Origin of the sequence: Microcoleus sp. Pol7_B2 (genome assembly GCF_036701035.1) — a bacterium.
GTDB lineage: Bacteria > Cyanobacteriota > Cyanobacteriia > Cyanobacteriales > Microcoleaceae > Microcoleus.
The window spans coordinates 118,941-142,521 of sequence record NZ_JAUBQB010000005.1 but is presented as its reverse complement, the minus strand read 5'-3'; the positions used below and the strand labels follow the sequence as shown (position 1 = coordinate 142,521).

The window sequence follows — 23,581 nt, the reverse complement described above, 5'->3', positions numbered from 1 at the left end:
ACAAGTTAAACACAGAGGTACTGGAATAATAATGAATCCTCCTGTATTTATTGTTTTAAGCACTGCATAGCTCTTAACTGAACCGTATTGGTCTATAGACAGAAGGTAAAGATTCCCAGAACTTGGACGCCATTTTTTTTTAGCGGTTTCAATATAAAGTCCAACAATTTCACGGGTATTTTGATCTAAAACTATCCAGAGCCCTTGCTTTTTTCGCTGGTTTTTGACAAATGACCACATTTCATCTAGCTGTAAAATCCACTAACTTTTCGGTTTTTTAATCACCAAAATTTCCCAAAAAAATTTGGCATACTTTTTATTTACATAATTCTGAAGCCATGGAATAGATACCCCGTAGCTCTAGCAATTCCGGCTCAAAAAATTTTTTCTAAAATCAGTCGCTCAATTAAGGCTTTAGTATAGGAGTGAAATCCGCCTATATTGATAATTTTCCCTAAACTGACGACTACAAGTTTTACATTTAAATCGCTGTTTACCGTAATGAATATTTCCATTTTTAATAAAAAATTTGCTTGGACAATTAGGACATTCCATACTTTTTCCTCGGAAAATTATGTTGATTTAATATTAAACTCTTACTGTGCATCACTACCTAAGTCTCATCACCCTACTTAATATTTTGTGGCATACTTATAAATTTCCCCACCAACCTACTTAAAAAGCTTACTTATTTTATGTAAACATCGGGACATTTTAGTTGCAAAATAGAATTTTGGATAGCAATACCTCAATCCTTTCTAGGCTAGCCCCAAACTACCTTGTAAAGCAATAATTTAATCCTCTAAAATCACTTTTGCATCTTGTGTTGTTTGAGAACTTTAGCGGGACTGATAAATGAAATGCCCTGAGAAGAAGAGGTACTAATCATGACAGCTTCAATGACAGGCTCATAAACCGTTTTTTCTGCAACCCACTCCACAATAAAGTTTGCACCTGAGCCTCCACTTGTATCATCGGCTGCAATAAAAAAGTCTGTGGAAGCAAGCGGCTTGAGTTCTACTGGACTCTTAATGTCCTGCCTAATCAATTTCCCATCACTGTCGTAGTAACGCACCGAAGTAATAATAATCGAATTTGTCAGATCCGTATTTCGGATACTGAGCGTCGCTGACAAATTCATCACATTGTCCTGGCTATTGTAGTGATAAATATGCGAGTAAATAGGGACATATACGGTTTGTCCCATCACAACTTTTGTTTTATCTAACGTGACTGGTCTGAGTGAGGTTTCACGTTTTGTATCAGGTTGTTGCCTTTGTGAAATAGTTTGGTCTGAACAAGAGTTCAGGACGATCGCGGCGATCGCCCAACCAACCCAGAAATGCTGTTTCAGCTTCATCGGCATTCATCCAAATACACCACATACATTGCAGTTACGTCTACAGCACAATCAACCGTCTCCTGCAGACTAAAACGGTAGTTAATCTGTCAATTTATTTGAGGAAAGCAAGTTTATCGGTTAAATGACCCGTTGAGAACTCTATTTTTTAACCGGCCAAGCCATAGGCAAGCTGGTCTTTGTCAACGATCGCAATGGTGTTATCGAATTTTAATAACTGTTGGGCTAACCCCAGCCGCATCATTCCGGCTCCACCAATTAATACCTACAGAATTTATTGTCACCTCAAAAACAAACATTATAGAACTACATACTACAAGCATCTCTCTTTCTTGAGGCAGCTTAGTGATAAGGTTTGAGCGGTAGTTCAACCTGGAACGTTGAGCCTTTGCCCACTGCACTTCTCACCTGTATTTGTCCGCTGTGTGCCTTGACAATTTGTTGGACGATCGCCAACCCCAGCCCAAAGCCTCCGCTGTCCTGCGATCGCTCGGTGTCTACTCGATAGAAGCGATCGAAAATATAGGGTAAGTCCGCTTCTGGAATACCGATTCCCGTATCGATTATCTGAATGACTGCCAAATTGGAATGAAGAACTAGCCGTATCTTTACAGTTCCGCCAGCGGGAGTATATTTACAGGCGTTGTAAAGCAAGTTTTCCACTACTTGCCGCAGCAAATCAGGGTCAGCCAACAATTCAATCTGTTGTTCCGGTAATTCGCAGGTCAGTTTGATATTGTGGGCTTCTGCAAGTGCCTGAAACTGGGTTGCTAAATTGCTGAGGAGCTCGTTGAGATTAATTAACCTGAGCGATTCCGGCGCAAGTCGCCCCTGATGACGAGCCAACAGCAGTAAATTATTCACGAGCGCTCCCATTGATTTTGCGCTATCTACAATGTTTTCTAAGGGAGGATGGTAACGTGAATCATCACCCGCGATGAGCAACCCAAGCTGGGCATTAGTGAGAATGGCAGACAGGGGGGATCGCAACTCGTGAGAGGCATCGGCTGTAAAGCGCTGAAGCTGCTGATAGGCTTGCCGAATCGGTTGCATGGCCAACCCGCTGAGAAACCAACCTGTGAGGGCAATTAAGCCCAGTGTCAGCGGGACAGCGAGAGTTAGCACGATCTGAAGCTCAGTGAGCCTGTTTTGAGTTTCTGTCAGGGGAGTTGCAACCTGAAGATAACCGAGTACCCCTGTTCTACCTTCAACGGGTAATGTCACCTGACGCAGCCAGATTCCTTTTCCCAAAAGTGGATCGGTCGATCGAAGTGTGAGATAACCAAAGGACGTATTTAACTGCTCGGGAGGAGAATTCCCAAAAAAACGAATTAGCAGCCCTTGTGCGTTATACCAGCGCACGTAAATCAGATCTTCAGCAAGGGGATGCGAACCACTTCCTAACAAGGAAACATGGCTCAGATCGACCTGGTTCTGGTTTTGGCGAACTTCATAATGCACGCTGGCAGCCATGATTCTGCTTTTGTCATATAGCAGTCGATCGAGCGCCTCTAGTTTATCTTTCACCTCAATCTGATAGATCGCCCCAGCAAACAGCACGAGAATGCTTCCCATTGAGAGGGTGAACCAACGAGCCAGATTGCGACGACTTTGATTGAACACGGCTTGCCTTTACGATCGTTACTGTTCAGGGGAAGTGAGGCGATAACCCATACCGTAAATGCTCTCAATCCAGTCTGCCGATCCTACAGCCTGCAAGCGTTGGCGGAGTTTGCGAACTAGAACGGTGATCGCATTGCTCTCTAGTTGAGTCCCCCATTCCCACACCGCTTGTTCAATCTGATTCCGGCTCAAAACCTGTCGAGGATGACGCATAAAATACTCCAACAACTGAAACTCGCGACTGGAGAGGGAAACGGTTGCACCTTGTCGCTCAACAGTAAGAGTATCTAGGTGGAGGTGCAGATCCTCAAGGCTGAGCGTATCTCCTTGCCAAAGGGGCGATCGCCGTCTTAATGCCCGGACTCGTGCCATGAATTCAACCAAATCGATCGGTTTCACCAGGTAGTCATCTGCACCTGCGTCTAACCCGGTCACTTTTTCAGGGGTGGTGTCTCTTGCGGTGATCATCAAAATCGGCGCTGTTTTCCCTGCGGCTCGATATTGACGACAGAGATTTACCCCGCTGATATGTGGCAACATCCAGTCTAAAATCAACAAATCATAATCTTTTTCTGATAACAGCCACTGTGCCGTCTCTCCATCTTTTACCCCATCCACGCTATGTCCTGCTTGAGCTAGTACCGTTTGCAGCGGCATCAGTTGCTTTGGGTCGTCCTCCACAAGTAGGATTCTCATATATTTCTTTAATTTGGCTTATAAACATTGATATATTGATAGGCCAGCAATTCTCATTATGACTTTGGCAGAGAAGTTTGAACTGGTGAGGACTCTGGGGTGGACGATGGAGATGGACAGACTTCCATGGCTTGAATCAAGCCGTGCTCGAGGGTGAATCGATGACCCACGTGCTCGTCGACAAGAACTGCTCCAGCCAAGTCACGCACGACCTGATGGACATCGACCAAAATGCGCCCGATCTCCTCCGAGTAAAAGGAAACCGGCTCGACGTGCGGATCGATCTCGCTCCATTGCTCCGTCCAGTAAGCGCGAACTTCTTCAGGTCCGCGGACAAAACCGCCTTTGAACGCTTTCGGCCAAGCCACGTCCGGAGTCATGAGGGCAAGGGCAGCGTCAATGTCTCGCGCGTTGAAGGCTGCGTACGCCGCATGGAGCAGTTCGATTTCTGGTGCAGGTAGATCTGACATAAGAGGTATGGTGACAGCAGGTTTCATTATGCAAGATTATGAGAGTGATTCCCATCCAAACTCGCTATTTTGAAGAATTTCGGTATCTGAAACCCTTATTCCCTCTTTAGCAATCTAGCCTTGAAAGCTCAATTTATAGTGCAAGGGTTTCAAAACGATAATTGCTGTTGATATGCTGATGAAATTTACCTATTTAAAGTATTAATCTAAAAATGCCAACACTTACTTTTTTTCTACTTGCAGCTATAGGAGAAATCTCTGGATGTTACGCTTTCTGGGCATGGGTGAGACTTGAAAAGAGTATTTTGTGGATTTTTCCAGGCATTTTAGCTTTAATCAGTTTTGCGCTTTCTCTAACTCAAGTCAATGCTTCAAATGCTGGAAGAGTATATGCTGCTTATGGAGGTATTTACATTCTTACATCTCTGGTTTGGTTGTGGCTCATTGAAGGAGTTAAGCCAGATAAGTGGGACTTGCTTGGTGTTACAATTTCCCTGATTGGAACTGCTGTAATTTTGTTCAGCCCACATAGCTGATTGCTGTTGGTATAGAACTGGAATAGTTGACGCATCTCCCTTGAGTAGGATTTCAGCAGACCGATCGCTCCACTAAAGTGCAAATAGATCGCCGGGCAAGCGTTTAAAACAGATAGGTGTAGTATGTGGCAGGTTACTAAACGTTGGCTAAAAGCATCAGGCGCAGAGTTTTGGTTGCCATTGCCGTTTGTGGCGATCGCGTTTTGGGTTGGTTCGAGTTTCCTAATGGCTCAAGAATTACAACAACCCCAGATCGCAAAGAATAAACTTCAGGCAGATACCCAGCTTAAAGCAACAGTTTCTGTCAATATATTGCTCATCAACGCGGTGATTAACCGAAAACAAAGAACGACCCTAGTTGCGGTAGAAACAGCAGAACCAATTTTGAAGCGATTGCAATTAGAATTGCCAATGACTGACGCAACCCAGATAGAGACAGCGATCGCGCAAGAACTACAGTTATCGCGTCAAAATGTTCGCCAGTTAGTCCGTTACGAGATCGTTGAATAAGTTTATTGTTTCAATATTGCGATCGCATCCAGTCAAATAAGGTTGGCAAATCCATAGGTTTCCTGGCTGCGATCGAGCAATTCCTCAAGCGGCAAAAAGCGCCAAATACTCTTGCCACTTGAGGATTAAGAACTACTGAGTGACGATTTCGTTATTGATGGAAACATTTGCTGCAGCTTGCCGAGCAATTTGTTCTGCCATTGCTTTTTGTTCTGCCGTTTGAACGCGCCCTGTTAACACAATCGAATTATCCCGATCGTCTGCGTCCAAATCGAATGGCTTGAGGGTGGCATCGGAGTCTAAAGCGTCTTCTACGCGATCGGCAATATCGTCAATGTCTTGATTCTGAGGCGTCTGTGCGGTCGTGGTTGCAGGCGCAGAAGCGGTTGGAGCAGTCGTATTTCCAGTGGCAGTTGTGGGAGCAGAAGTAGATGGGACAGTTGTCTGTGAAGTATTGGGGGAAGTGCAAGCACCTAAACCCAAAATTGCAACAGTGCTGACGCTGATTGCTTGCACAAATAGCTTTAATAATTGCATATTTTTTGTTTGTTTTGTTTGTTGTGAAACGCAATTTTGCCGCTCAACCTCAGCATGAAGTCTTGGAGCATTCCAAATTAACAAGTGAATGTAGGATAGTTCATCTATCAAAAGTAATGCTTTTGACAACCCTATTAATAAAAGGCAACAATAAATCAAATCCAGTGAACTAGGGCGTGTCATCAATTAGCGGAATTCGATAAAGTAGAGAGTATAGACCCTGCCAAACACGACAGTAAACCGAGATGACGACTCGACGCTATGCGCTACGCGATGACCCATGGGAACGGATCAAAGACCTCTTGCCAGGACTAGAAGGCACGGTGGGCGTGACGGCACAAGACAATCGCTTGTTTGTGGAAGCGGTGCTATGTCGCCCGGAGTGCCGGGATGCCCTGGCGCGACCTGCCACAGCGGTTTGGCGATTTCCGGGTCGTGCATACGCGCTGGAGTCGGTGGTCGAAAACGGGGGTATCGGAGCGGGTATTCCAGCACTTAGCCGAGGATGCGGATAACGAATACGCCATGATTGATGCGACTATTGTGCGTGCCCACCAACACAGTGCGGGCGCAAACGGGGGGAGCCAGAAGCCGAAGCGATTGGTCGCAGCAAGGGCGGATTAAGTACAAAGATTCATGCCACCGTGGATGCGTTGGCAATCCGTTGAGCTTTAATCTCACGCCGGGACAAGCGTGTGAGCTGGATGGAGCCGAGAAGCTGTTGCCGGACTTAGCCGCTGATACCGTGCTGGCGGACAAGGCCTATGATGCAGATGAGCGAGTGATTGAGCTGCTCGAAGCGCAAGGCAAGACCGCTGTGATTCCGCCAAAACGCAACCGCAAGCAGCAGCGGCAGTATGACGAAGAGTTGTACAAAGCGCGGCATTTGATTGAGAACTTCAACGCCTTGCTCAAGCAGTATCGCGCGATTGCCACTCGATACGACAAGCGAGGGGTCAACTTTTTGGGGGCGATTTATTTGGCAACTTCAGTCATCTGGCTCAATTGATGACACGCCCTAGTATTGTGCTAATGAATTTAATAATTGTTTCCGCTTAACTCTCAGATCTAATGCTGCTTGATAAAGCTCTATGTCTTCGCGATAGAGAGTTATTAGATAATTCATAATATCGCTGTCATTCAGGAGACTTTTTACCAAATGATTATAGCCATCATACTGGTTTTTATTTTCATAAGTTATTTGGATTTCTGGCCAATTTAACATTTTGCCAAGGTCTCTTAAATCATCTTTAAAATATTCTTGGATGCCAACAAAGTAAAAATTTTTTAGATTTCGTCCGCCAATGTAGAGAGACATTTCATTGCGGACATCTGGAATATTGGCAAATTCCACAATATCTAAGTTTTTTATTTGCAGATAATTATGCCAACACTTATCTTCAGTACGAGGGATAGTTTTCCAAAAAAAATACAAGGAAATTAGACGAAGGACAGGATTCCTCAACCAGATTATTTCTTTTACATTAGCCGGACGTAAATATTTTCTCGAAGGAACATGACCGTGTATTACTTTTATTGTTGGGGACTCTACACCTTCACTTAATACTACCGCTTCCTGCAAATAACCAGCGATTTTATCTACACCGTAAACCTGTGTTAAAGCTATGAAAAAACTTGTTCCTGCCGTTTTTGGTAGATGGTATGACATGATTTCCAAACCCGGCAATCCTAAAATACTTTTTTGCCATTCACTTATAAAATTAAATTCCGGTGACTGCAAAAATGAGCTGAGGATTTCCGGTCGTGTAAGTTCGCCGTTTTGCAATTTATGGAGAAATAAGCTTTTACCATCAGCGTCAGAATCGCGTTTCAAATAAGCGCGGTAAACTTCTTCCACAAAAGCTTCATTATCAAGTGGCTCAGTTCTTTGCAAAAAATATTTTTCGTTCATTGTTAAATCGTTATAAACTATAGATAGTAGGGTCAAAAAATCGGCGTTGCACATTTATGGTATGATACAGGGAGGTAGAGGTACAGTTTTATGTTTGAGATAGTAAACAACCAACCTCACCGATAGGTTTAACATTTCTACTGATTTGGAGTAACATAAAGTTTTTCAATTGCCTTCGAGCTAGGTAATGTCTTAATCTGGTATTTCTCGTTCTACCCCTGTCATATATGTAAGGTTTGCAAGTCCATAAGCTATCTCAATCCGTTCTCTGCATCAGTATATTGAGCAAATGTGATCCAAATGTGACTAACAGAAATCAGTCGGTCACTTTTCCCTCACATTCATGAATGACGCTAGAAACAAGACGAAACAACAGAGAAGCACTTGGCTTGACAACAAACGTTATGACTGCAACAAATGTAGAAAAATTAGTAGAACACTCTTGGCATCACCTCTCTGTCGAGAAAGTGGCTCGGCTTTTAGAGACTGACTTGGAAATAGGTCTATCTTCCGACGTGTCAGCCCAACGGCGCGAGATCCTCGGTCCCAATCAACTAACGGCTCAGAAGCAGAAAAGTGCCTGGTTGCGATTTTTTCAGCAACTGAATCAGCCGCTAATCTACATTTTATTAGCCTCTGGCATAGTGACAGCATTTCTGAAAGAGTGGATTGATTCAGGGGTAATTTTTGGGGTTGCTCTGACGAATGCTACCATCGGTTTTGTTCAAGAATCAAAGGCCGAAAATGCGATCGCCGCTTTAGCAAAATCTGTTGCAACTGAGGCAACCATTCTCCGCCACGGTCAAAAGCAAGTGGTTTCATCCAGCGAACTCGTTCCTGGCGATGTCGTCTTGCTGTCTTCTGGGGATAAAGTGTCTGCGGATCTACGGCTGATCGAAGTCCGTGACTTACAGGTCGATGAGTCAGCGTTAACGGGAGAATCTGTCCCGGTTCAGAAGCAATCCCAGGCGCTAGAGGCAGACGTTCCACTGGCCGATCGCACCAACATGGCCTATACCGGAAGCCTGGTAACGTTTGGACAGGGACGCGGACTCGTCGTCAGCATTGGTGACATGACCGAGACCGGACACATCTCCCAACTGATGCAGCAAAGTACCACACTGGAAACCCCACTGAGTCGCAAAATTGACAAATTTAACACAACCTTGCTCTATGTCATTTTAGGTTTGGCTGCCTTCACCTTTGCAGCAGGCATTGCCCAGAGATTTTCTTGGGTTGAGGTGTTCAAGGCATCTGTGGCGCTTGCAGTCAGCGCAATTCCTGAAGGCTTACCCGCGATTTTAACGGTGACACTGGCGATCGGGGTTTCCCAAATGGCAAAGCAGCACGCCATTATTCGCAAACTTCCGGCAATTGAGACGTTGGGTAGCACCACCGTGATTTGTTCCGACAAAACCGGAACCTTGACACAGAATCAAATGACGGTTCAAGAGATAGATGCCGGTGGAAAGCGTTATCGGGTTAGCGGTGGAGGATATGCACCAGACGGGAAAATTTCTGTAAATGGACACTCCGTTGACCTGGCGAACGCACCTGCTTTATATGAATGCCTGCAAGCAGGACTGTTGTGCAACGATTCGCATCTAGAAGTGCAAGATGGAAACTGGACTGTAGTCGGTAGTCCAACCGAAGGGGCCCTGGTTGCGGTAGCCCAAAAAGCGGGGTTAATTACTGAGAAACTCGAGGAAGCGCTTTCCCGGCTCGATACACTGCCGTTTGAATCTCAGTTTCAATACATGGCAACCTTACATGACGATCGCCCACAACGGTTGATTTATGTCAAGGGTTCAATTGAGGCAATTCTCAAGCGGTGTGGCCAGATGCTCGATGAACAGGGAGAGGCGAGATCCCTCAACCCCGCGCCGATCGAGCAAACCGTGGAGAGAATGGCGAAAAAAGGGTTGCGAGTTCTGGCACTTGCCAAGAAAGTTGTACCCGCTTCTCAATCTTCAATAGAGCATTCTGATATTGAGCAAGGGTTAACTTTTCTGGGTCTGCAAGGCATGATCGACCCGCCTCGCCCCGAAGCAATTCAAGCGATTCAAGCCTGTCGGTCTGCGGGAATTCAGGTCAAGATGATTACGGGCGACCATGCCAAAACAGCAGCAGCGATCGCCCACCAAATGGGACTAAATCAAACCCAAGAAGCTCCCGTTTTTACGGGTCAAGAACTCGCTCAAATGAATCAGCAGCAATTAGCCAATACTGTTGAACAATGCTGTGTATTTGCTCGTGTCGCACCAGAACAAAAGCTCCGCATTGTCGAAGCACTTCAGTCTAAGGGCGAGATTGTGGCAATGACTGGAGATGGAGTTAATGATGCTCCCGCCCTGAAGCAAGCTGATATTGGGGTAGCGATGGGCATCACGGGCACTGAAGTGACAAAAGAAGCCGCAGATATGATTCTGACGGATGACAACTTTGCTTCGATCGAGAAAGCAGTTGAGGAAGGACGCACGGTTTATAAGAATCTGCTGCGGGCGATCGCCTTCATTCTGCCCGTGAATGGTGGAGAGTCCATGACCATTTTGATTGCCGTACTTCTGGCAACCCCACTACCCATTTTGCCAGTACAAATTCTCTGGCTGAATATGGTCAGTTCAGTTGCGTTGAGCTTACCGTTAGCATTTGAGCCGCCCTCTCCCGATGTCATGCAACAGCCGCCTCGACCTGCCAATGAACCGCTTCTGTCTCGCAGGCTGACGGCTCGGATTCTGACAGTTTCGGTATTTAACTGGATTGCGATCTTTGGGATGTTTGAATGGATCGTCCAAACCACAGGCAATGAAGCTCTAGCCCGGACGATGGCAATTCAAACATTGGTGGCGGCCGAAGCTTTTTACCTGTTAAGTATCAGTCGCTTCGTTCCGGCGATCGTCGCCAAACTGCGCGGTAAAGATGAATCAGTTGGCTACGCGGTAGCGATCGGCATTGCGGCTATTTTCATTCTCCAATTCCTGTTTAGCCAATGGGGCATGATGAATCAGTTATTCGACACTGAAGCTTTGAGCACAATCCAAGGCTTAATTTGTATCGGATTCGGACTGCCAATGATTCCTTTGTCAGCTTTGCTAAAGCGTTTTGCACCTCTAAACTAAGTAGTTTTTGTGATGCAACCATTGTAAGCAGCTTTACACACTATTTATCAATTTTGTAGCGTTTAATATTGCATATTTCTCATGAATTACCAAAACCTCAAACGTGCTAGCGGCCTATTTACTAATCATCGAAACGCAAAGCAGGCGCTAGTGGAGCTAAAAAGCAGGGGCTTCCCGATGCACAAGATTTCAGTGATTGCTAAACCTTCTGACAATGATAATTTGGAGTCTCTGGGCGTGCAGCAAATTTTAATCACAAGAGCAGCAGGCGCACAAGTAGGCGCGATCTTAGGCAGCATACGACTAGGTTCACTAGCCTTAATTGTTGGACTCAGCAGCCTGCTAATTCCCGGTATTGGTCAGGCAGTAGCGGTGGAAAGCATTTTAGCAACTTTCTTTGGAAGTGGGATTGCTGCAACTGCTGGCGGTTTGTATGGCGCACTTCAAGGATGGTTGGTGCCAGAAGAACAAGCAAGAATGTACAATAACAGATTTAACCAGGGAGATTATTTGATCGTCATGGAGGCAAGAGAAAATGAGATCGTGATTGCTGAACCTGTCCTTAAACGTTGGGAGATTCTGACGTGGCGTGTCTGTGATGCTACCTAAATTCAAGGTCAGAAAAGACGATTACGTTTGAGGAATTTATTCCCGCCAATCAGAACGTCCAAAACCCACTCAAAAATTTGACTGTCGATGATTTTGGGCGATCGCTCTCCTATTCCTGACATACGGATCGACAACTTCCATTACTCGCCTTAGCGGCAACCGTGATCGGGTCGGCAACACTTCAGAAGAGACTGTTAAAAAAAAAATAAAACCCAGCACAATTAAGAGCAATTAGCATCCTGTAAGGGTTGGAAAATCATCCAGATCTACCAAAAAAATTGCACTCTAAAAACGACGCGATCGCCCAACAAACCCAGAAATCCTATTTCAGCTTCATCGGCATTCATCCAAATAGACCACATAAATTGCAGTTACGTCTACAGCAGAGTGAACCGTTTCCTGTAGACTAAAACGGTAGTTAATCTGTCAATTTATTTGAGGAAAACGAGTTTATGAGAGGAGTATCGGCGATCGAGTGGATTGTAGCGCAAGCACCTCCCTTGGGCAGCGATCCTGCTACAAATAGCCAAACTGCAGGAGCCATTCCTGAATTGGTAATCATCTTGATCATTCTGCTGCTGATTGCAACTTTTGTTGCACTCGTAACCCAACGGTTGCGAATTCCCTACGTGACGGGCTTAGTGTTAGCAGGCTTGCCCATTACAGAGCTATTGTCGCGTCGAATTGGTTTAGACCCATCTTTAGTATTAAATCTTTTTCTACCCATTCTTATTTTTGAAGCATCTATCAATACGGATATCAGCCGTCTCCGCAGTACCTTTAAGCCGATCGCCCTGCTGGCGGGTCCCGGCTCTATCTTTTCTTCAGGAATTATCGCTGTTCTGGTTAAATTTGGGCTGGGGCTAGACTGGATTCCTGCGTTGCTGATCGGAGTCATTCTGGCAAACACTGATACAGTCTCGATGATCGCGGTTTTTAAAGAGATCCGCGTGCCTTCTCGATTGTCCACAATTGTTGAGGGAGAAACTCTGTTCAATGATGCGGCTGCTCTAATTTCATTTAATTTGGTTTTGGTCATTTATGCGACAGGCTCTCTCACCGCTATACAAGGCGTGAAGGAACTGCTCGTGGTTGCCTTAGGTGGGGCACTGGTTGGGGGTGTTTTAGGTTACTTGAGCGTGCCGATATTTGTTCGCTTAAACGATCCGTTGAGTAGCCTTTTGCTAACCGTCGCTCTCGCATTGGGAACCTTCCAAATCGGACAATTTTTAGGCGTATCGGGCGCGGTGGCGGTGGTCATCGCCGGACTTGTTTTTGGCAACCTCGGGCTGCCTCGCAGTTCGTCTGCCTCGGATCGGATTACCTTGCTGAGTTTCTGGGAATACGCTGGTTTTGGCGTCAATACGTTTATTTTCCTGCTGATTGGAATTGAAATTAATCCGCTGACGCTGTGGAGAATTTTGCCATCGATTTTATTGGTCATTCTGGCCTATCAACTGGGACGGATTCTCTCGGTCTATTTGTTATTAGCGGGGCTGCGCTGGTTCGATCGTCCTATTCCGCTACGCTGGCAGCACATTTTGGTTTTAGGGAATATTAAAGGGTCTCTCTCAATGGCCTTAGCTGTTGCCATTCCCTTGACCCTACCAGGACGGGATAACATCATTGCCCTGGTGTTCGGTGCAGTTTTATTCTCTTTGGTCGGACAGGGATTAAGTTTACCGTGGATAGTAAAACGACTAAAAATTAGCCGTGTTTCTGATGTAATGCAGGAAGCTGGGCAGTTACAGATTCAGTTGATCGCTTCCAAAGCGGCTCAAGATGAGCTAGATAGTTTGCTGAAATCTGGCGTGTTGCCGAAGGCAGTTTACGAAGAGTTATGGGCATCATATCAAGCACGAGTAGCACACTCTGAGCGAGTGCTGCGCGATCTCTACAATCAACATCGGGCCGGGCAAGTCCAGGGCGATCGCAGCGGGCTAGATACGATTCGACGGCGATTGCTTCTAGCAGAAAAAGGAGCAGTTAGCGATGCCCTCCGCAAGCGAATTGTCCCAGAGGATCTGGTTGAGCCTTACATCAAAGATTTGGATGAGAAACTTCTAAAGTTGGCAGATGACTAGCGCGAATGCCGAGGTAATCAATCATCTGGTGAACTAGCTCTGGACGGGTGACTACCAAGATGGTAGAGCCTGCTTCAAGAACAGTATTGCCGTTCGGAATCTCCAGATTGGCGCAGGCATGGCATTGATAACCAATAATCAGCGAACCTGTTGGAAAACCAGGGTCTTGAGCAATTTGAGCAACGGTGCGACCTGCCACATTGCAATCGCCGGGAACTGGCAGCTTTAGCACCTCAACTTGTCCTTGTTCAAAGTGCATCATCGATTCGATTTGAGGGTATTCAATCGCATTTGCCATTGTTGCGACTGCCAAATCAATCGTGCTGATGATGTGACTGGCTCCGGCAAGGCGATAGGCTTCCATGAATTCGCGATCGCGCATTCGCACTACAATATGGGAAATGCCATAGCTCCTGGATAGGGTGATCAGCGCTAAATTCAGTGCATCATCGCTGAGTGCTGCAACGACTGCGTTTGCTTGTTTAATTCCCGCTTCCAGAAGAACCGTTGTACTCACCGCACTGCCTTCAAATGCCATCACTCCGATTTTTTCACGAGCAAAGCGACACGCAAGCGGGTCGGCATCGATGATTGCAACCGTATGACCGAGTTTTAATAGCTGCTGGGCTAAACCCAGCCCCATCATTCCTGCTCCACCAATTAATATGTACATGACTATTTGTCACCCCAAGAATGAACTTTAGAGATTTATCCCTATTAGTGAGATTGTTTTGAGTTTCTATCAGTTTAATCTGCTTGTGGGGTGGCTTTTACCGGGCTTACTTATTACTTGTTCCACACTTAGTTTAATCTGCTTGAGGGGTTGGCATGGGAGCCAGCCCCTCAAGTGATTTTCCTCAGTTATGTACGCAGCGGGAACCCTACATAATCTTAGGCACTTTAAAAAACTCCCCATCGCGATCGGGAGCTCCCTCCAAAATACTTTCTCCCTTAGCAAAAGGTTGCAAATCGTCCGATCGCATTACGTTACTAACATCGATCGCCCGCGTTGTCGGCTGCACCTTACTCGTATCTAGTTCACTCAACTGCTCGAAATAATCTAAAATACCGTTAAGTTGACCAGTAAACTGCTCTTCTTCCTCCGGCGTTAATTCCAATCTCGCTAAATTCGCTACTTTCCGAACTTCTTCTCTGTCAATCATAAAAATCGGGAATGGGGAATTGGGAATTGGGCATTGGGAATTGGGCATTGGGAATTGGGCATTGGGAATTGGCAATTGGAAATTGGTTATTTGTTACTAGAGAAACGACGAACTACTAACTATGCCCCATGCCCCATGCCCATCCTAGTTAAAAATACACATCAATTTGCGATCGACCTGTCGTCTTAAGCCAATTTTGCACTTCAATGTAATTGTTTGGGGCCAAGCGAATAGCCTCTTTCCAATAATCGGCAGCTTTATCAAACAGCCCTTCCGCCCCTTCAATATTGCCAGCTTCCTTTTCCTTTTCCCCTTGATAGTGGTAAATCACAGCAATATTATTCAGTGCTTGTGGCATTCTCGGATTGAGATCCAAAGCCTCGCTGTAATATTCCAAAGCTTTATCATGTTCGCCGTTGCTAGTATGGATCAGCCCCATATTGTACAAGACATAACTGCGATCGTAAGGATCTTCCTCCAGCTTCAGCGCTTCATGGTAATTATCCAACGCTTCAGCATATTCGCCATCTGCTTGAGCTGACATACCATCCCGGTAATAAGCAAAAGCTTCCTTCGCCTGCTTTTTGGCCGGCATAATCTTCAGGATGATATCAGCCATTACCGTGAAACTTTTGTCAATAAAGTTATCGTTGCGTTGAGTTCTTGGCATATGCGATTCTTTGGTTAGTGGCTAATCAGAAAAATTAGCCTGTAAAGTTTTCCTATTAATAATTGCGCCACTGTTGTAGTGGGCCGTTGTGTTGAGGGCGCTAAAAGGTTTAGTCGATCGCAACTGCGAACCTTCAAACACGCCCTTGGGTTTAACACTCTCGCAAGTTCTATCTATTTTATATAAGTCTTGCAAGACTTGCAAAAAAACCAGATTTCTTTAACCTCTCTCGTACTCTACACAAAACTTACAAAAACCCGCAACGGTGGAAAAAGTTCTGCTGGAGGGTGCAGGGACAATCCTCTTCGATGGCTTTCCTTCGGATCGCGAAAGCTAACACCAACGGGCGACGATCGCGCACCGTACCCTACTAACTGTACTCACCATCCCCGTCGTTGACTCTCAGAGCAAACAAGCAAATAGCCTGCCGAGGAGAAATTCAATCACAAAGTTTTATTAAGCTATCCGAGTTCAGCCCATACTTAAAAGTTATTCGGCAAAACACTAGCAATATTTTGCCCCAAAGTCAAGAGCAGCCTCAAAAAAAATCAGAAACCCGATCGCCAAAACCACCTCGAATTCCCACAATATATAATAAAAATAACCGGGTAATTTTCACAGAGAGAAACCTATGGCTCCGAATCCCACCATTATGCAAGCCGTCGAACAACTTGGCTACCGCGTTACGGTTGGAGACGTGGCGGCAAAAGCTGGATTAGATGTCAATTTTGCCCAGCGAGAACTGTTAACCCTCGCCTCCGAAGCAGGCGGCAACCTGCAAGTAGCAGAATCCGGCGACATTGCCTACCTATTTCCCAAGAACTTTCGAGATATTTTGCGAAACAAATTCTTGCGCTTGCAGTTGCAGGAATGGTGGCAAAAAATCTGGCGCATTTTATTTTATCTGATTCGGATATCTTTCGGCATAGTGCTGGTAGCTTCTATCCTCTTAATTTTTGTTGCTATCACGATTTTACTCTCCAGCGGCGATAGCAATAACAGCGGCAGCGGAGGAGACGGTGGTAGCGGGGGCGGCAGAGGCGGCGGCTTTTCCTTTTTTCCCTACTTCTGGAACGACTTAATCTGGATATTTTACTGGAACCATGACCAACCATACTACCAGCAGCGATCGCGCTTAACTGACCAAAAACCCCAGATGAGTTTTCTAGAAGCAGTTTTCTCCTTTCTATTTGGAGACGGGAATCCAAATCACAATCTAGAAGAGCGCAAGTGGAGTGATATTGCGACTGCAATTCGCAACAACCGAGGCGCCGTCGTCGCCGAACAAATTGCCCCATATCTCGACAATCTCGGACAAGGATACACCCGAGAATACGAAGAATATATGCTACCCGCTCTCGCTCGTTTTGACGGCCGCCCCGAAGTCAGTCCCGAAGGGCAAATAGTCTACCACTTCCCGCAATTACAAACCACAGCCACCGAGAGAAATTCTGAACCAGTAGCAGCTTATTTGCGAGAAATGCTGTGGCGTTTCAGCAACGCCAGCTCCGGCCAAATCATGCTCGCGGCAGGGTTAGGAGCCGTCAATCTTGTCGGTGCGTTAGTTTTGGGGAATCTATTAACTAATAATTTGATCGCCGGTGGGTTTATCGGTTTCGTCAGCGCTGTTTATCCCATGATCCTGATTTACGGCGTCGGATTTCTCGCAATTCCTTTAATTCGCTACTTCTGGATTCAGTGGAAAAATAGCCGGATAGAATCCCGCAATCAAGAGCGTCAGCAGCGAGCAATGTTATTAAACGAACCAGATGCAAACTTGCTCAAAAAACTGGCCTACGCGCAGGAATTTGCAGCAGAAAACGTTCTGACCGGAGAAGACTTAGCTTATACCACAGAAACAGAATTAACCCAACAAGAACTAGAACAGTCAGCCAAAATAGATGCCGAATGGCAGCGCCGGATCGAGCGCTCCGACAACTTGTAATACTAAGAAAAAAAAACAGTTGTTTGTTGTTAAATTAGCTTGCACTAAAATCTTGCACTCTTTTCAAGAAGAGGCAGGATGCCTGTTCCACAAAAAAATATCTTTGTTGGGGAACGGGTTTTTAGCTCGTTGCTAAGAATTGTGGAAAATATCAATTTTTATTGATGTCATAATTTTTTATACTCCGAGGTTTATTAAATAAGCTTAGGGCGTTTAAAAATTAAACAATTTTGGTCATACTTCGAGTCGTGATCCAGAGCCACAAGTTCCCATCCCTCCTCGCCCAAATGATTGACAAATAGATGAAGCGAACCTTGTTTCCAATCTCGCTGTTCTTCACCGTTTACATATAAACTAATCAGCTTGTTTCCAAAAGGATACATATTCGCATCCACAAATAAATACTCCCACTTTTGCATAGCAATCCTTAATGTAGTTAGTGATCAGTCAGTAGTCGTTAGTCATTAGTCATTCCCAATTTCTAATTTCTAATTCTTCGGCTACACGGTTCCTGCCCTGCCACTACGCGGTTCCTGAGCGTAGTCGAAGGGCCGTACAAGTTCCCAATTCCCAATTCCCAATTCCCAATTCCCTGTATTCAGGACACGGAAGTCACGAATACAGGAATAGCTGTTTTTCCCTTCTTCCTTCTTCCTTCTTCCTGAGATCCGTTACATCCGAAGAAAGCGAATTTGTTGCCGAACTTCTTCCTTGCCCATTCCCAGCAGTTACTGGACTGCAATTCTAGCCAAAGTAGCACCTCGGTAATAGTGCAACAAAATCTGCTGGTAGCCGTATCCCTGTCTGGCCAAATTGTATGCCCCCCACTGGCTCATTCCTACAGCATGACCGAAACCTTTGCCAGCAACTTGAAAACCCGTAGGAGCTTGGCCGCTGTTCCTTGGGTTCCCACCGCCCCCATACTGAGGAATCACGGTAAACCGCGTACTCCTCAAATTTAAAACCCGGCGTAAATCTGCGCCAGTCATGACCCTAGAACCGCCATCTCCAACTACTTTCATCCTCAAAACGCTGCCGTAAGCGGTAGTGCGTTCTGGCTTCATCGAGATCACATTGCCCACGCCAGAAATCCTATTGCTGATTTGAGCCCGGGAAAAACTTTCTTTCCATTGGTAAACCGGCGCCCCTTGGTCGAAGTCAGGAACAGCACGCAGGTAAGGCAGAGGTTCTGTCCAAACATCCTCGACATTTTCAGTATGTCCCCCAGAGGCAGAGTGGAAAGCGGCTAAAATAATCTGACCGTTGTAGGCCAGAACTTGACCGGCGGTTGCATCGACTGCCGAATAAGTGCCAGAAGATTCTGTTTGCAGTCCTTTGTAAACCTGCGAAGACTGAGTGCTGTCTACGTCGTAAAGCTCGGTTTCGCTTTTGAGGCGCTGGTGGATAGCGTAGGAACGGGCGGCGACTGCTTGGGCTTTCAAAGCCTCTTGAGGCCAATTGCCACTCATTTCGGCGCCGAGAACGCTGTAGAGATATTTTTCGATATCGACGTAGTTGATGGCAGTCAAGCCTCCTTTTTGGGGAACCAGAAGCGTGCGTCCCCGATACCAACGATCGCCAATCCAGACATAACCGTTCCCCGTCGGCTCGATCCAAACTTGGTTGGCCGCCCAGCGACCAATTGCCACTGTTCCCGATCGAAATTGAGCTGACTGAGAACTGTTTGCCGACAGTTCGCCCAAATTGCGCCCGCTACCGTCGCGGATTGCAGCCTTAGTAGAACTGCCGACTTTTACCTGACTTGCCCCGTCTTGTACCGCCACTCGCAAGATCAGCGCGGCCTGTGCTGGGGCTACCATTGCCAGCGAAAACAACAGCGAAATCCAAAAGTAGCGTTTTTTTAATGTCGAAAAAACGGAACCAAAAAATACTCCTGACGGCATTTGAAAATTTTCCTCCTGTGCTGTATGAGTTTAACAATTTTTAAGAGAAGGCAAGGGAAAAAGGAAGGGGAACGGAAGAAACAAAACGTTAGAATTGGGTGGATCGCTCTGTACGCTTGTCAAAAATGATTTTAGCGAAGAGATGTTCGCAGGAACAGCGATTTATCCCGGTTCCTGGCTGCGACTATTTCCTGTATGTCGGATTTGCCGCACTCTGGATATATGTAACATATTTTTAAAGACTTAATTGAGGTGATTTGACTCTTGCAGATTACATTTCTCGGAACTAGCTCCGGCGTCCCCACGCGATCGCGCAACGTTTCCAGCATCGCCCTCCGCTTGCCCCAGCGAGCGGAACTCTGGCTGTTTGACTGCGGCGAAGGAACTCAGCACCAGTTTCTCCGCAGCGATCTCAAAGTCAGCCAACTAAGCCGCATTTTCATCACTCACCTGCACGGCGACCATATTTTCGGCTTAATGGGTTTGCTGGCTAGCTGCGGTTTGGCGGGGAATGTCAAGCGCATCGATCTTTACGGGCCTCCGGGACTTGAAGAATATTTGCAAGCTGGTGTTCGGTATTCTCAAACTCATTTTTCTTACCCGGTTAAGGTACACAAAATTCACGAGGGAGTCATCTATGAAGATGACGAATATATTGTTAGCTGCGGCCCTTTGAAGCACCGAGTTACTGCTTTTGGTTATCGAGTAACTGAGAAAGATCGTCCGGGACATTTTGATGTAGAAAAAGCGAAGGCTGTGGGTATTCCTTCCGGGCCGATTTACGGTCAATTAAAACAAGGAAAGACGGTAAAGTTAGAGGATGGGCGACAGTTTAAAGGTACGGATTTTTGTGGCCCGGATCAAATCGGGCGCAAGTTTGTTTATTGTACTGACACGGTTTTTTGTGAGGGGGCCGTGGAATTAGCGAAGGATGCTGATTTGTTGGTTCATGAAGCTACTTTTGCTCATCAAGATGCTCAAATGGCCTTCGATCGCCTGCATTCAACTTCAACAATGGCGGCTCAAGTGGCTTTGATCGCTGGGGCGAAACAGTTAATTATGACGCATTTTAGTCCGCGTTATGCTCCGGGGAATGCGATCGTCCTGGATGATTTGCTCAAGGAAGCGCAGGCTATTTTTCCGAATACGAAAATGGCCTATGACTTTTTGACTTATGAAGTGCCGCGGCCTGTTTAAAACTAGGGTTAATCTGACCTGAGATGTGAAGGCATTTTCAATAAGGGCGATCGGGGCGGGCTAGGAGGGCCCACCCCACAAAAACATTAATCTATTGTGGAACAGGCCGGAAAGCCTGTTGCTGAAATTAATCCAACAAAAACATTAATCTATTGTGGAACAGGCCGGAAAGTCTGTTACGCCCTGGAATTGTCAATAAGCACGTATACCTGAGCTGCGATCGCTACCCACCTTCACCAACTTCAATCTAAAATCTAAAATCCCAAATCGAGCGATCGCCCCCAGCGACGGCCCAGGAGAGCCAATGGTTGCTACAATCGGGGAGGGTATATGTTGTGGCTAACACTACAGCCCCTAACCCTGAAAGCTAATAGCTAAATTATTAAAAATCTGCCTCTCCTGCCATGTTTAAAAATCTGCTAGGCGATCCCAACGCGCGCAAACTGAGAAAATTTCAGCCTTGGGTAGCTGATATCAATATTTTGGAAGAAGACATCCGCGCACTCTCAGACGACGGCCTCAGAGGCAAAACGGCGGAGTTTCAAGAACGTCTGGCCAAAGCTAAATCTCTCAACGAGGAGAAAGAGATTCTAGACGAAATCTTGCCGGAGGCTTTTGCAGTCGTCCGGGAAGCAGGACAACGGGTTTTAGGAATGCGCCACTTTGATGTCCAACTCCTCGGGGGCATTATCCTGCACAAAGGCCAAATTGCCGAAATGAAAACCGGTGAAGGCAAAACTTTGGTGGCGACGCTGCCAGCTTACCTTAACGCCCTCAACGGCAAAGGCGTACACATCATCACCGTCAACGATTATCTCGCAAGGCGGGACGCGGAATGGATGGGACAGGTACACCGCTTCCTGGGGTTGACTGTGGGACTGATTCAGCAGGGCATGGATCAGGTGGAACGAAAGAAAAATTATAGCTGCGATATTACCTACGCCACTAACAGCGAAGTCGGCTTCGATTATTTGCGCGACAACATGGCTACCGTCATGGAAGATGTCGTGCAGCGTCCTTTTAATTTCTGCGTGATTGACGAGGTTGACTCGGTGCTGATTGATGAAGCACGGACGCCTTTAATTATTTCCGGCCAGGTGGAACGCCCCAGTGAGAAGTATATACGGGCGGCTGAGGTAGCTGCTGCTCTGAGAAAGGAAAATGAAGAACATTACGAGGTTGACGAAAAGGCTCGGAATGTGCTATTGACCGATGAAGGCTTTGGTGAAGCTGAGAAGTTATTGGGTGTTACGGATTTGTACGACCCGGCTGACCCTTGGGCGCATTACATTTTTAATGCGATTAAGGCCAAGGAATTGTTTATTAAGGATATTAACTACATCGTCACTCCCGATCGCGAAGTCGTGATTGTGGATGAGTTTACGGGCCGGGTGATGCCTGGACGGCGTTGGAGTGACGGTTTGCACCAGGCGATCGAAGCCAAGGAACGGGCGGAAATTCAGCCGGAAACTCAGACGCTGGCGACGATTACCTATCAGAATTTCTTTTTGCTTTATCCGAAGCTGTCGGGGATGACTGGGACGGCAAAGACTGAAGAGACAGAGTTTGAGAAGATTTACAATCTGGAAGTAACACTGATTCCCACTAACCGGATTACCAGCCGTAGTGACCTTTCGGATATGGTGTACAAGGCGGAGGCTGGGAAGTGGAATGCCATCTCCCAAGAATGCGCGGAAATGCACGATATCGGTCGGCCGGTGTTGGTGGGCACTACGAGTGTGGAAAAGTCAGAGTTGCTGTCGCGGCTGCTGCTGGAGAGGAAAATTCCTCACAATTTGCTTAATGCTAAACCGGAAAATGTGGAGCGGGAATCAGAAATTATTGCTCAAGCCGGACGCAAAGGCGCTGTGACGATCGCGACCAACATGGCGGGACGCGGTACTGATATTATTTTGGGCGGTAATTCTGAGTACATGGCGCGCCTGAAGTTGCGGGAGTATTTTATGCCCCGGATCGTGCAACCCGAAGATGACGACGGGTTTTCTGTGGTGCAAGTGCCTGGTATTAGTGGCCGCCCCGCACCTCAAGGTTTTGCTCCGACTACGAAAAAGGTAAAGTCTTGGAAAGCTTCGGCGCAGATTTTCCCGACGCAGCTATCGAAAGATGCCGAGCAAATGCTCAAAGCGGCGGTGGAATTGGCGGTGAAGCAGTACGGGGAGCGATCACTCACGGAATTGCAAGCCGATGATATCGTGGCTATAGCTTCGGAAAAAGCGCCGACAAAAGACCCGGTAATTCAAAAATTGCGGGAAGCTTACAATCTAACTCGCAGCGAATACGATGCTTTTACCAGCACTGAACACGATGAAGTCGTGAAGTTGGGAGGGCTCCACGTCATCGGTACCGAACGCCACGAATCGCGCCGGATAGACAATCAGTTGCGCGGCCGGGCGGGACGCCAAGGAGACCCGGGTTCTACGCGGTTTTTCTTGAGTTTGGAAGACAATTTGCTCAGGATTTTCGGCGGCGAACGGGTGGCCGGTTTGATGAAGGCTTTCGGTGTGGAGGAAGATATGCCGATCGAATCGGGAATGCTGACTCGTTCCCTCGAAGGCGCTCAGAAAAAAGTCGAAACCTACTATTACGATATCCGCAAGCAGGTATTTGAATACGACGAAGTGATGAACAATCAGCGTCGAGCAATCTATGCGGAACGTCGCCGAGTATTGGAAGGTTTGGACTCCAAAGAACAGGTAATTAAGTATGCCGAACAGACGATGGACGACATCGTGGGAGCATACATCAATCCCGATTTACCTTCGGAAGAATGGGAACTCGACAAACTCGTCAGCAAAGTGAAGGAATTTGTTTATTTGCTTGCTGACATGACACCGGATCAGCTAGAAGATTTGTCCGTTGAGGAAATTAAAACATTCCTGCACGAACAAGTCCGCAACGCTTACGACATTAAAGAAGCGGAAGTTAATGCAATCCGAGCTGAATTGATGCGAGATGCGGAACGGTTCTTTATTTTGCAGCAAATTGATACTTTGTGGCGGGAACACTTGCAACAAATGGATGCTTTGCGCGAGTCTGTAGGGCTGCGCGGTTACGGTCAAAAAGACCCGTTAATCGAGTACAAAACTGAAGGTTACGAGCTGTTTTTGGACATGATGACGGATATCCGCCGCAATGTGGTTTATTCGCTGTTCCAGTTCCAGCCACAGCCGGCAATGCAAGTTTCACCAGAGATGGTTTGAAAATAGTTAACAGTTGACTGCCACT

The 23,581-nt window shown here is 46.5% G+C and carries 20 protein-coding genes and 3 pseudogenes; 9 read left to right on the top strand and 14 right to left on the bottom strand.

The window, feature by feature from the left end; translation table 11 throughout:
• The 6 genes and pseudogenes from QUA57_RS03785 to QUA57_RS03765 all read right to left on the bottom strand — a co-directional run.
• Window positions 1–240, bottom strand: a pseudogene (locus QUA57_RS03785) (hypothetical protein); the annotation flags it as partial.
• 174 nt (window positions 241–414) lie between these two features.
• Entirely contained in the window at window positions 415–555 is a 141-nt protein-coding gene (locus QUA57_RS28605) for an IS1/IS1595 family N-terminal zinc-binding domain-containing protein (protein ID WP_445304452.1), read from the bottom strand.
• A gap of 253 nt (window positions 556–808) precedes the next feature.
• Window positions 809–1,360: a DUF3124 domain-containing protein gene (locus QUA57_RS03780; RefSeq protein ID WP_333059488.1), complete on the bottom strand. Its 552-nt coding sequence runs from the start codon at window positions 1,358–1,360 to the stop codon at window positions 809–811.
• A 342-nt stretch (window positions 1,361–1,702) separates the two neighbouring features.
• Window positions 1,703–2,983 (bottom strand): HAMP domain-containing sensor histidine kinase, encoded by a 1,281-nt coding sequence (locus tag QUA57_RS03775; protein ID WP_333059489.1) that lies wholly within the window; start codon window positions 2,981–2,983, stop codon window positions 1,703–1,705.
• 18 nt (window positions 2,984–3,001) lie between these two features.
• Complete coding sequence (rppA, locus tag QUA57_RS03770; protein ID WP_333059490.1) at window positions 3,002–3,679, bottom strand: two-component system response regulator RppA; 678 nt, start codon at window positions 3,677–3,679, stop codon at window positions 3,002–3,004.
• Window positions 3,680–3,735: 56 nt separating this feature from the next.
• On the bottom strand, window positions 3,736–4,176 hold the full coding sequence (locus QUA57_RS03765) for a nuclear transport factor 2 family protein (RefSeq protein ID WP_333059491.1): 441 nt from the start codon (window positions 4,174–4,176) through the stop codon (window positions 3,736–3,738).
• A gap of 185 nt (window positions 4,177–4,361) precedes the next feature.
• Here QUA57_RS03765 and QUA57_RS03760 point away from each other — a divergent pair, with 185 nt between their 5' ends.
• Entirely contained in the window at window positions 4,362–4,685 is a 324-nt protein-coding gene (locus QUA57_RS03760) for a YnfA family protein (protein WP_333059492.1), read from the top strand.
• Between the two features lie 123 nt (window positions 4,686–4,808).
• Window positions 4,809–5,195, top strand: a complete 387-nt coding sequence (locus QUA57_RS03755) for a hypothetical protein (protein ID WP_333059493.1) — start codon at window positions 4,809–4,811, stop codon at window positions 5,193–5,195.
• Between the two features lie 132 nt (window positions 5,196–5,327).
• Here QUA57_RS03755 and QUA57_RS03750 read toward each other — a convergent pair whose 3' ends face one another.
• Window positions 5,328–5,732 carry a BON domain-containing protein gene (locus QUA57_RS03750; RefSeq protein ID WP_333059494.1) on the bottom strand — a complete coding sequence of 135 codons (405 nt, stop codon included), beginning with the start codon at window positions 5,730–5,732 and terminating at the stop codon, window positions 5,328–5,330.
• 245 nt (window positions 5,733–5,977) lie between these two features.
• Here QUA57_RS03750 and QUA57_RS03745 point away from each other — a divergent pair.
• Window positions 5,978–6,741: pseudogene (locus QUA57_RS03745) on the top strand (IS5 family transposase).
• Window positions 6,742–6,750: 9 nt separating this feature from the next.
• On the opposite strand, the gene QUA57_RS03740 reads toward QUA57_RS03745, so the two are convergent.
• Window positions 6,751–7,644: a DUF4214 domain-containing protein gene (locus tag QUA57_RS03740; RefSeq protein ID WP_333059496.1), complete on the bottom strand. Its 894-nt coding sequence runs from the start codon at window positions 7,642–7,644 to the stop codon at window positions 6,751–6,753.
• Between the two features lie 54 nt (window positions 7,645–7,698).
• A pseudogene (locus tag QUA57_RS28600) lies at window positions 7,699–7,887 on the bottom strand (IS1 family transposase); the annotation flags it as partial.
• Window positions 7,888–8,048: 161 nt separating this feature from the next.
• Between QUA57_RS28600 and QUA57_RS03735 the strand changes: the two are divergent.
• The 3 genes from QUA57_RS03735 to QUA57_RS03725 all read left to right on the top strand — a co-directional run bounded on the left by QUA57_RS03735 (window position 8,049) and on the right by QUA57_RS03725 (window position 13,456).
• On the top strand, window positions 8,049–10,763 hold the full coding sequence (locus tag QUA57_RS03735; RefSeq protein WP_333059497.1) for a cation-transporting P-type ATPase: 2,715 nt from the start codon (window positions 8,049–8,051) through the stop codon (window positions 10,761–10,763).
• Between the two features lie 81 nt (window positions 10,764–10,844).
• A complete protein-coding gene (locus QUA57_RS03730; RefSeq protein WP_333059498.1) occupies window positions 10,845–11,372 on the top strand; it encodes a hypothetical protein in 528 nt (175 codons plus the stop codon).
• A gap of 452 nt (window positions 11,373–11,824) precedes the next feature.
• On the top strand, window positions 11,825–13,456 hold the full coding sequence (locus QUA57_RS03725; protein WP_333059499.1) for a sodium:proton antiporter: 1,632 nt from the start codon (window positions 11,825–11,827) through the stop codon (window positions 13,454–13,456).
• Here QUA57_RS03725 and QUA57_RS03720 read toward each other — a convergent pair.
• The 3 genes from QUA57_RS03720 to QUA57_RS03710 form a co-directional block, all read right to left on the bottom strand.
• A complete protein-coding gene (locus tag QUA57_RS03720; protein WP_333059500.1) occupies window positions 13,413–14,129 on the bottom strand; it encodes a TrkA family potassium uptake protein in 717 nt (238 codons plus the stop codon). The genes QUA57_RS03725 and QUA57_RS03720 overlap by 44 nt on opposite strands.
• Window positions 14,130–14,337: 208 nt before the next feature.
• Entirely contained in the window at window positions 14,338–14,619 is a 282-nt protein-coding gene (gatC, locus tag QUA57_RS03715) for an Asp-tRNA(Asn)/Glu-tRNA(Gln) amidotransferase subunit GatC (protein ID WP_006635952.1), read from the bottom strand.
• A 148-nt stretch (window positions 14,620–14,767) separates the two neighbouring features.
• On the bottom strand, window positions 14,768–15,289 hold the full coding sequence (locus QUA57_RS03710) for a photosystem I assembly protein Ycf3 (RefSeq protein WP_333039118.1): 522 nt from the start codon (window positions 15,287–15,289) through the stop codon (window positions 14,768–14,770).
• Between the two features lie 631 nt (window positions 15,290–15,920).
• Between QUA57_RS03710 and QUA57_RS03705 the strand changes: the two genes are divergently transcribed.
• The gene (locus QUA57_RS03705) at window positions 15,921–17,234 is read left to right on the top strand and encodes a hypothetical protein (RefSeq protein ID WP_333059501.1); all 1,314 of its coding nucleotides are present in this window, start codon (window positions 15,921–15,923) and stop codon (window positions 17,232–17,234) included.
• 194 nt (window positions 17,235–17,428) lie between these two features.
• Here QUA57_RS03705 and QUA57_RS03700 read toward each other — a convergent pair whose 3' ends face one another.
• Both QUA57_RS03700 and QUA57_RS03695 read right to left on the bottom strand, forming a co-directional pair.
• The gene (locus QUA57_RS03700) at window positions 17,429–17,653 is read right to left on the bottom strand and encodes a hypothetical protein (RefSeq protein ID WP_015174403.1); all 225 of its coding nucleotides are present in this window, start codon (window positions 17,651–17,653) and stop codon (window positions 17,429–17,431) included.
• 309 nt (window positions 17,654–17,962) lie between these two features.
• Complete coding sequence (locus QUA57_RS03695; protein ID WP_333059502.1) at window positions 17,963–19,138, bottom strand: SpoIID/LytB domain-containing protein; 1,176 nt, start codon at window positions 19,136–19,138, stop codon at window positions 17,963–17,965.
• A 264-nt stretch (window positions 19,139–19,402) separates the two neighbouring features.
• On the opposite strand from QUA57_RS03695, the gene QUA57_RS03690 reads away from it, so the two are divergent.
• Together QUA57_RS03690 and secA are read left to right on the top strand one after the other, a co-directional pair.
• The gene (locus tag QUA57_RS03690; protein ID WP_333039106.1) at window positions 19,403–20,335 is read left to right on the top strand and encodes a ribonuclease Z; all 933 of its coding nucleotides are present in this window, start codon (window positions 19,403–19,405) and stop codon (window positions 20,333–20,335) included.
• A gap of 404 nt (window positions 20,336–20,739) precedes the next feature.
• A complete protein-coding gene (gene secA, locus QUA57_RS03685; protein ID WP_333059503.1) occupies window positions 20,740–23,556 on the top strand; it encodes a preprotein translocase subunit SecA in 2,817 nt (938 codons plus the stop codon).
• The last annotated feature ends 25 nt before the right edge of the window (window positions 23,557–23,581 follow it).

What these genes read in the sequence shown, in the direction of transcription:
- QUA57_RS28605 (WP_445304452.1), bottom strand. Translation starts at nt 555, where the DNA reads ATGGAATGTCCTAATTGTCCAAGCAAATTTTTTATTAAAAATGGAAAT.
- QUA57_RS03780 (WP_333059488.1), bottom strand. Translation starts at nt 1,360, where the DNA reads ATGAAGCTGAAACAGCATTTCTGGGTTGGTTGGGCGATCGCCGCGATC.
- rppA (WP_333059490.1), bottom strand. Translation starts at nt 3,679, where the DNA reads ATGAGAATCCTACTTGTGGAGGACGACCCAAAGCAACTGATGCCGCTG.
- QUA57_RS03765 (WP_333059491.1), bottom strand. Translation starts at nt 4,176, where the DNA reads ATGAAACCTGCTGTCACCATACCTCTTATGTCAGATCTACCTGCACCA.
- QUA57_RS03760 (WP_333059492.1), top strand. Translation starts at nt 4,362, where the DNA reads ATGCCAACACTTACTTTTTTTCTACTTGCAGCTATAGGAGAAATCTCT.
- QUA57_RS03755 (WP_333059493.1), top strand. Translation starts at nt 4,809, where the DNA reads ATGTGGCAGGTTACTAAACGTTGGCTAAAAGCATCAGGCGCAGAGTTT.
- QUA57_RS03750 (WP_333059494.1), bottom strand. Translation starts at nt 5,732, where the DNA reads ATGCAATTATTAAAGCTATTTGTGCAAGCAATCAGCGTCAGCACTGTT.
- QUA57_RS03740 (WP_333059496.1), bottom strand. Translation starts at nt 7,644, where the DNA reads ATGAACGAAAAATATTTTTTGCAAAGAACTGAGCCACTTGATAATGAA.
- QUA57_RS03735 (WP_333059497.1), top strand. Translation starts at nt 8,049, where the DNA reads ATGACTGCAACAAATGTAGAAAAATTAGTAGAACACTCTTGGCATCAC.
- QUA57_RS03730 (WP_333059498.1), top strand. Translation starts at nt 10,845, where the DNA reads ATGAATTACCAAAACCTCAAACGTGCTAGCGGCCTATTTACTAATCAT.
- QUA57_RS03725 (WP_333059499.1), top strand. Translation starts at nt 11,825, where the DNA reads ATGAGAGGAGTATCGGCGATCGAGTGGATTGTAGCGCAAGCACCTCCC.
- QUA57_RS03720 (WP_333059500.1), bottom strand. Translation starts at nt 14,129, where the DNA reads ATGTACATATTAATTGGTGGAGCAGGAATGATGGGGCTGGGTTTAGCC.
- gatC (WP_006635952.1), bottom strand. Translation starts at nt 14,619, where the DNA reads ATGATTGACAGAGAAGAAGTTCGGAAAGTAGCGAATTTAGCGAGATTG.
- QUA57_RS03710 (WP_333039118.1), bottom strand. Translation starts at nt 15,289, where the DNA reads ATGCCAAGAACTCAACGCAACGATAACTTTATTGACAAAAGTTTCACG.
- QUA57_RS03705 (WP_333059501.1), top strand. Translation starts at nt 15,921, where the DNA reads ATGGCTCCGAATCCCACCATTATGCAAGCCGTCGAACAACTTGGCTAC.
- QUA57_RS03700 (WP_015174403.1), bottom strand. Translation starts at nt 17,653, where the DNA reads ATGCAAAAGTGGGAGTATTTATTTGTGGATGCGAATATGTATCCTTTT.
- QUA57_RS03695 (WP_333059502.1), bottom strand. Translation starts at nt 19,138, where the DNA reads ATGCCGTCAGGAGTATTTTTTGGTTCCGTTTTTTCGACATTAAAAAAA.
- secA (WP_333059503.1), top strand. Translation starts at nt 20,740, where the DNA reads ATGTTTAAAAATCTGCTAGGCGATCCCAACGCGCGCAAACTGAGAAAA.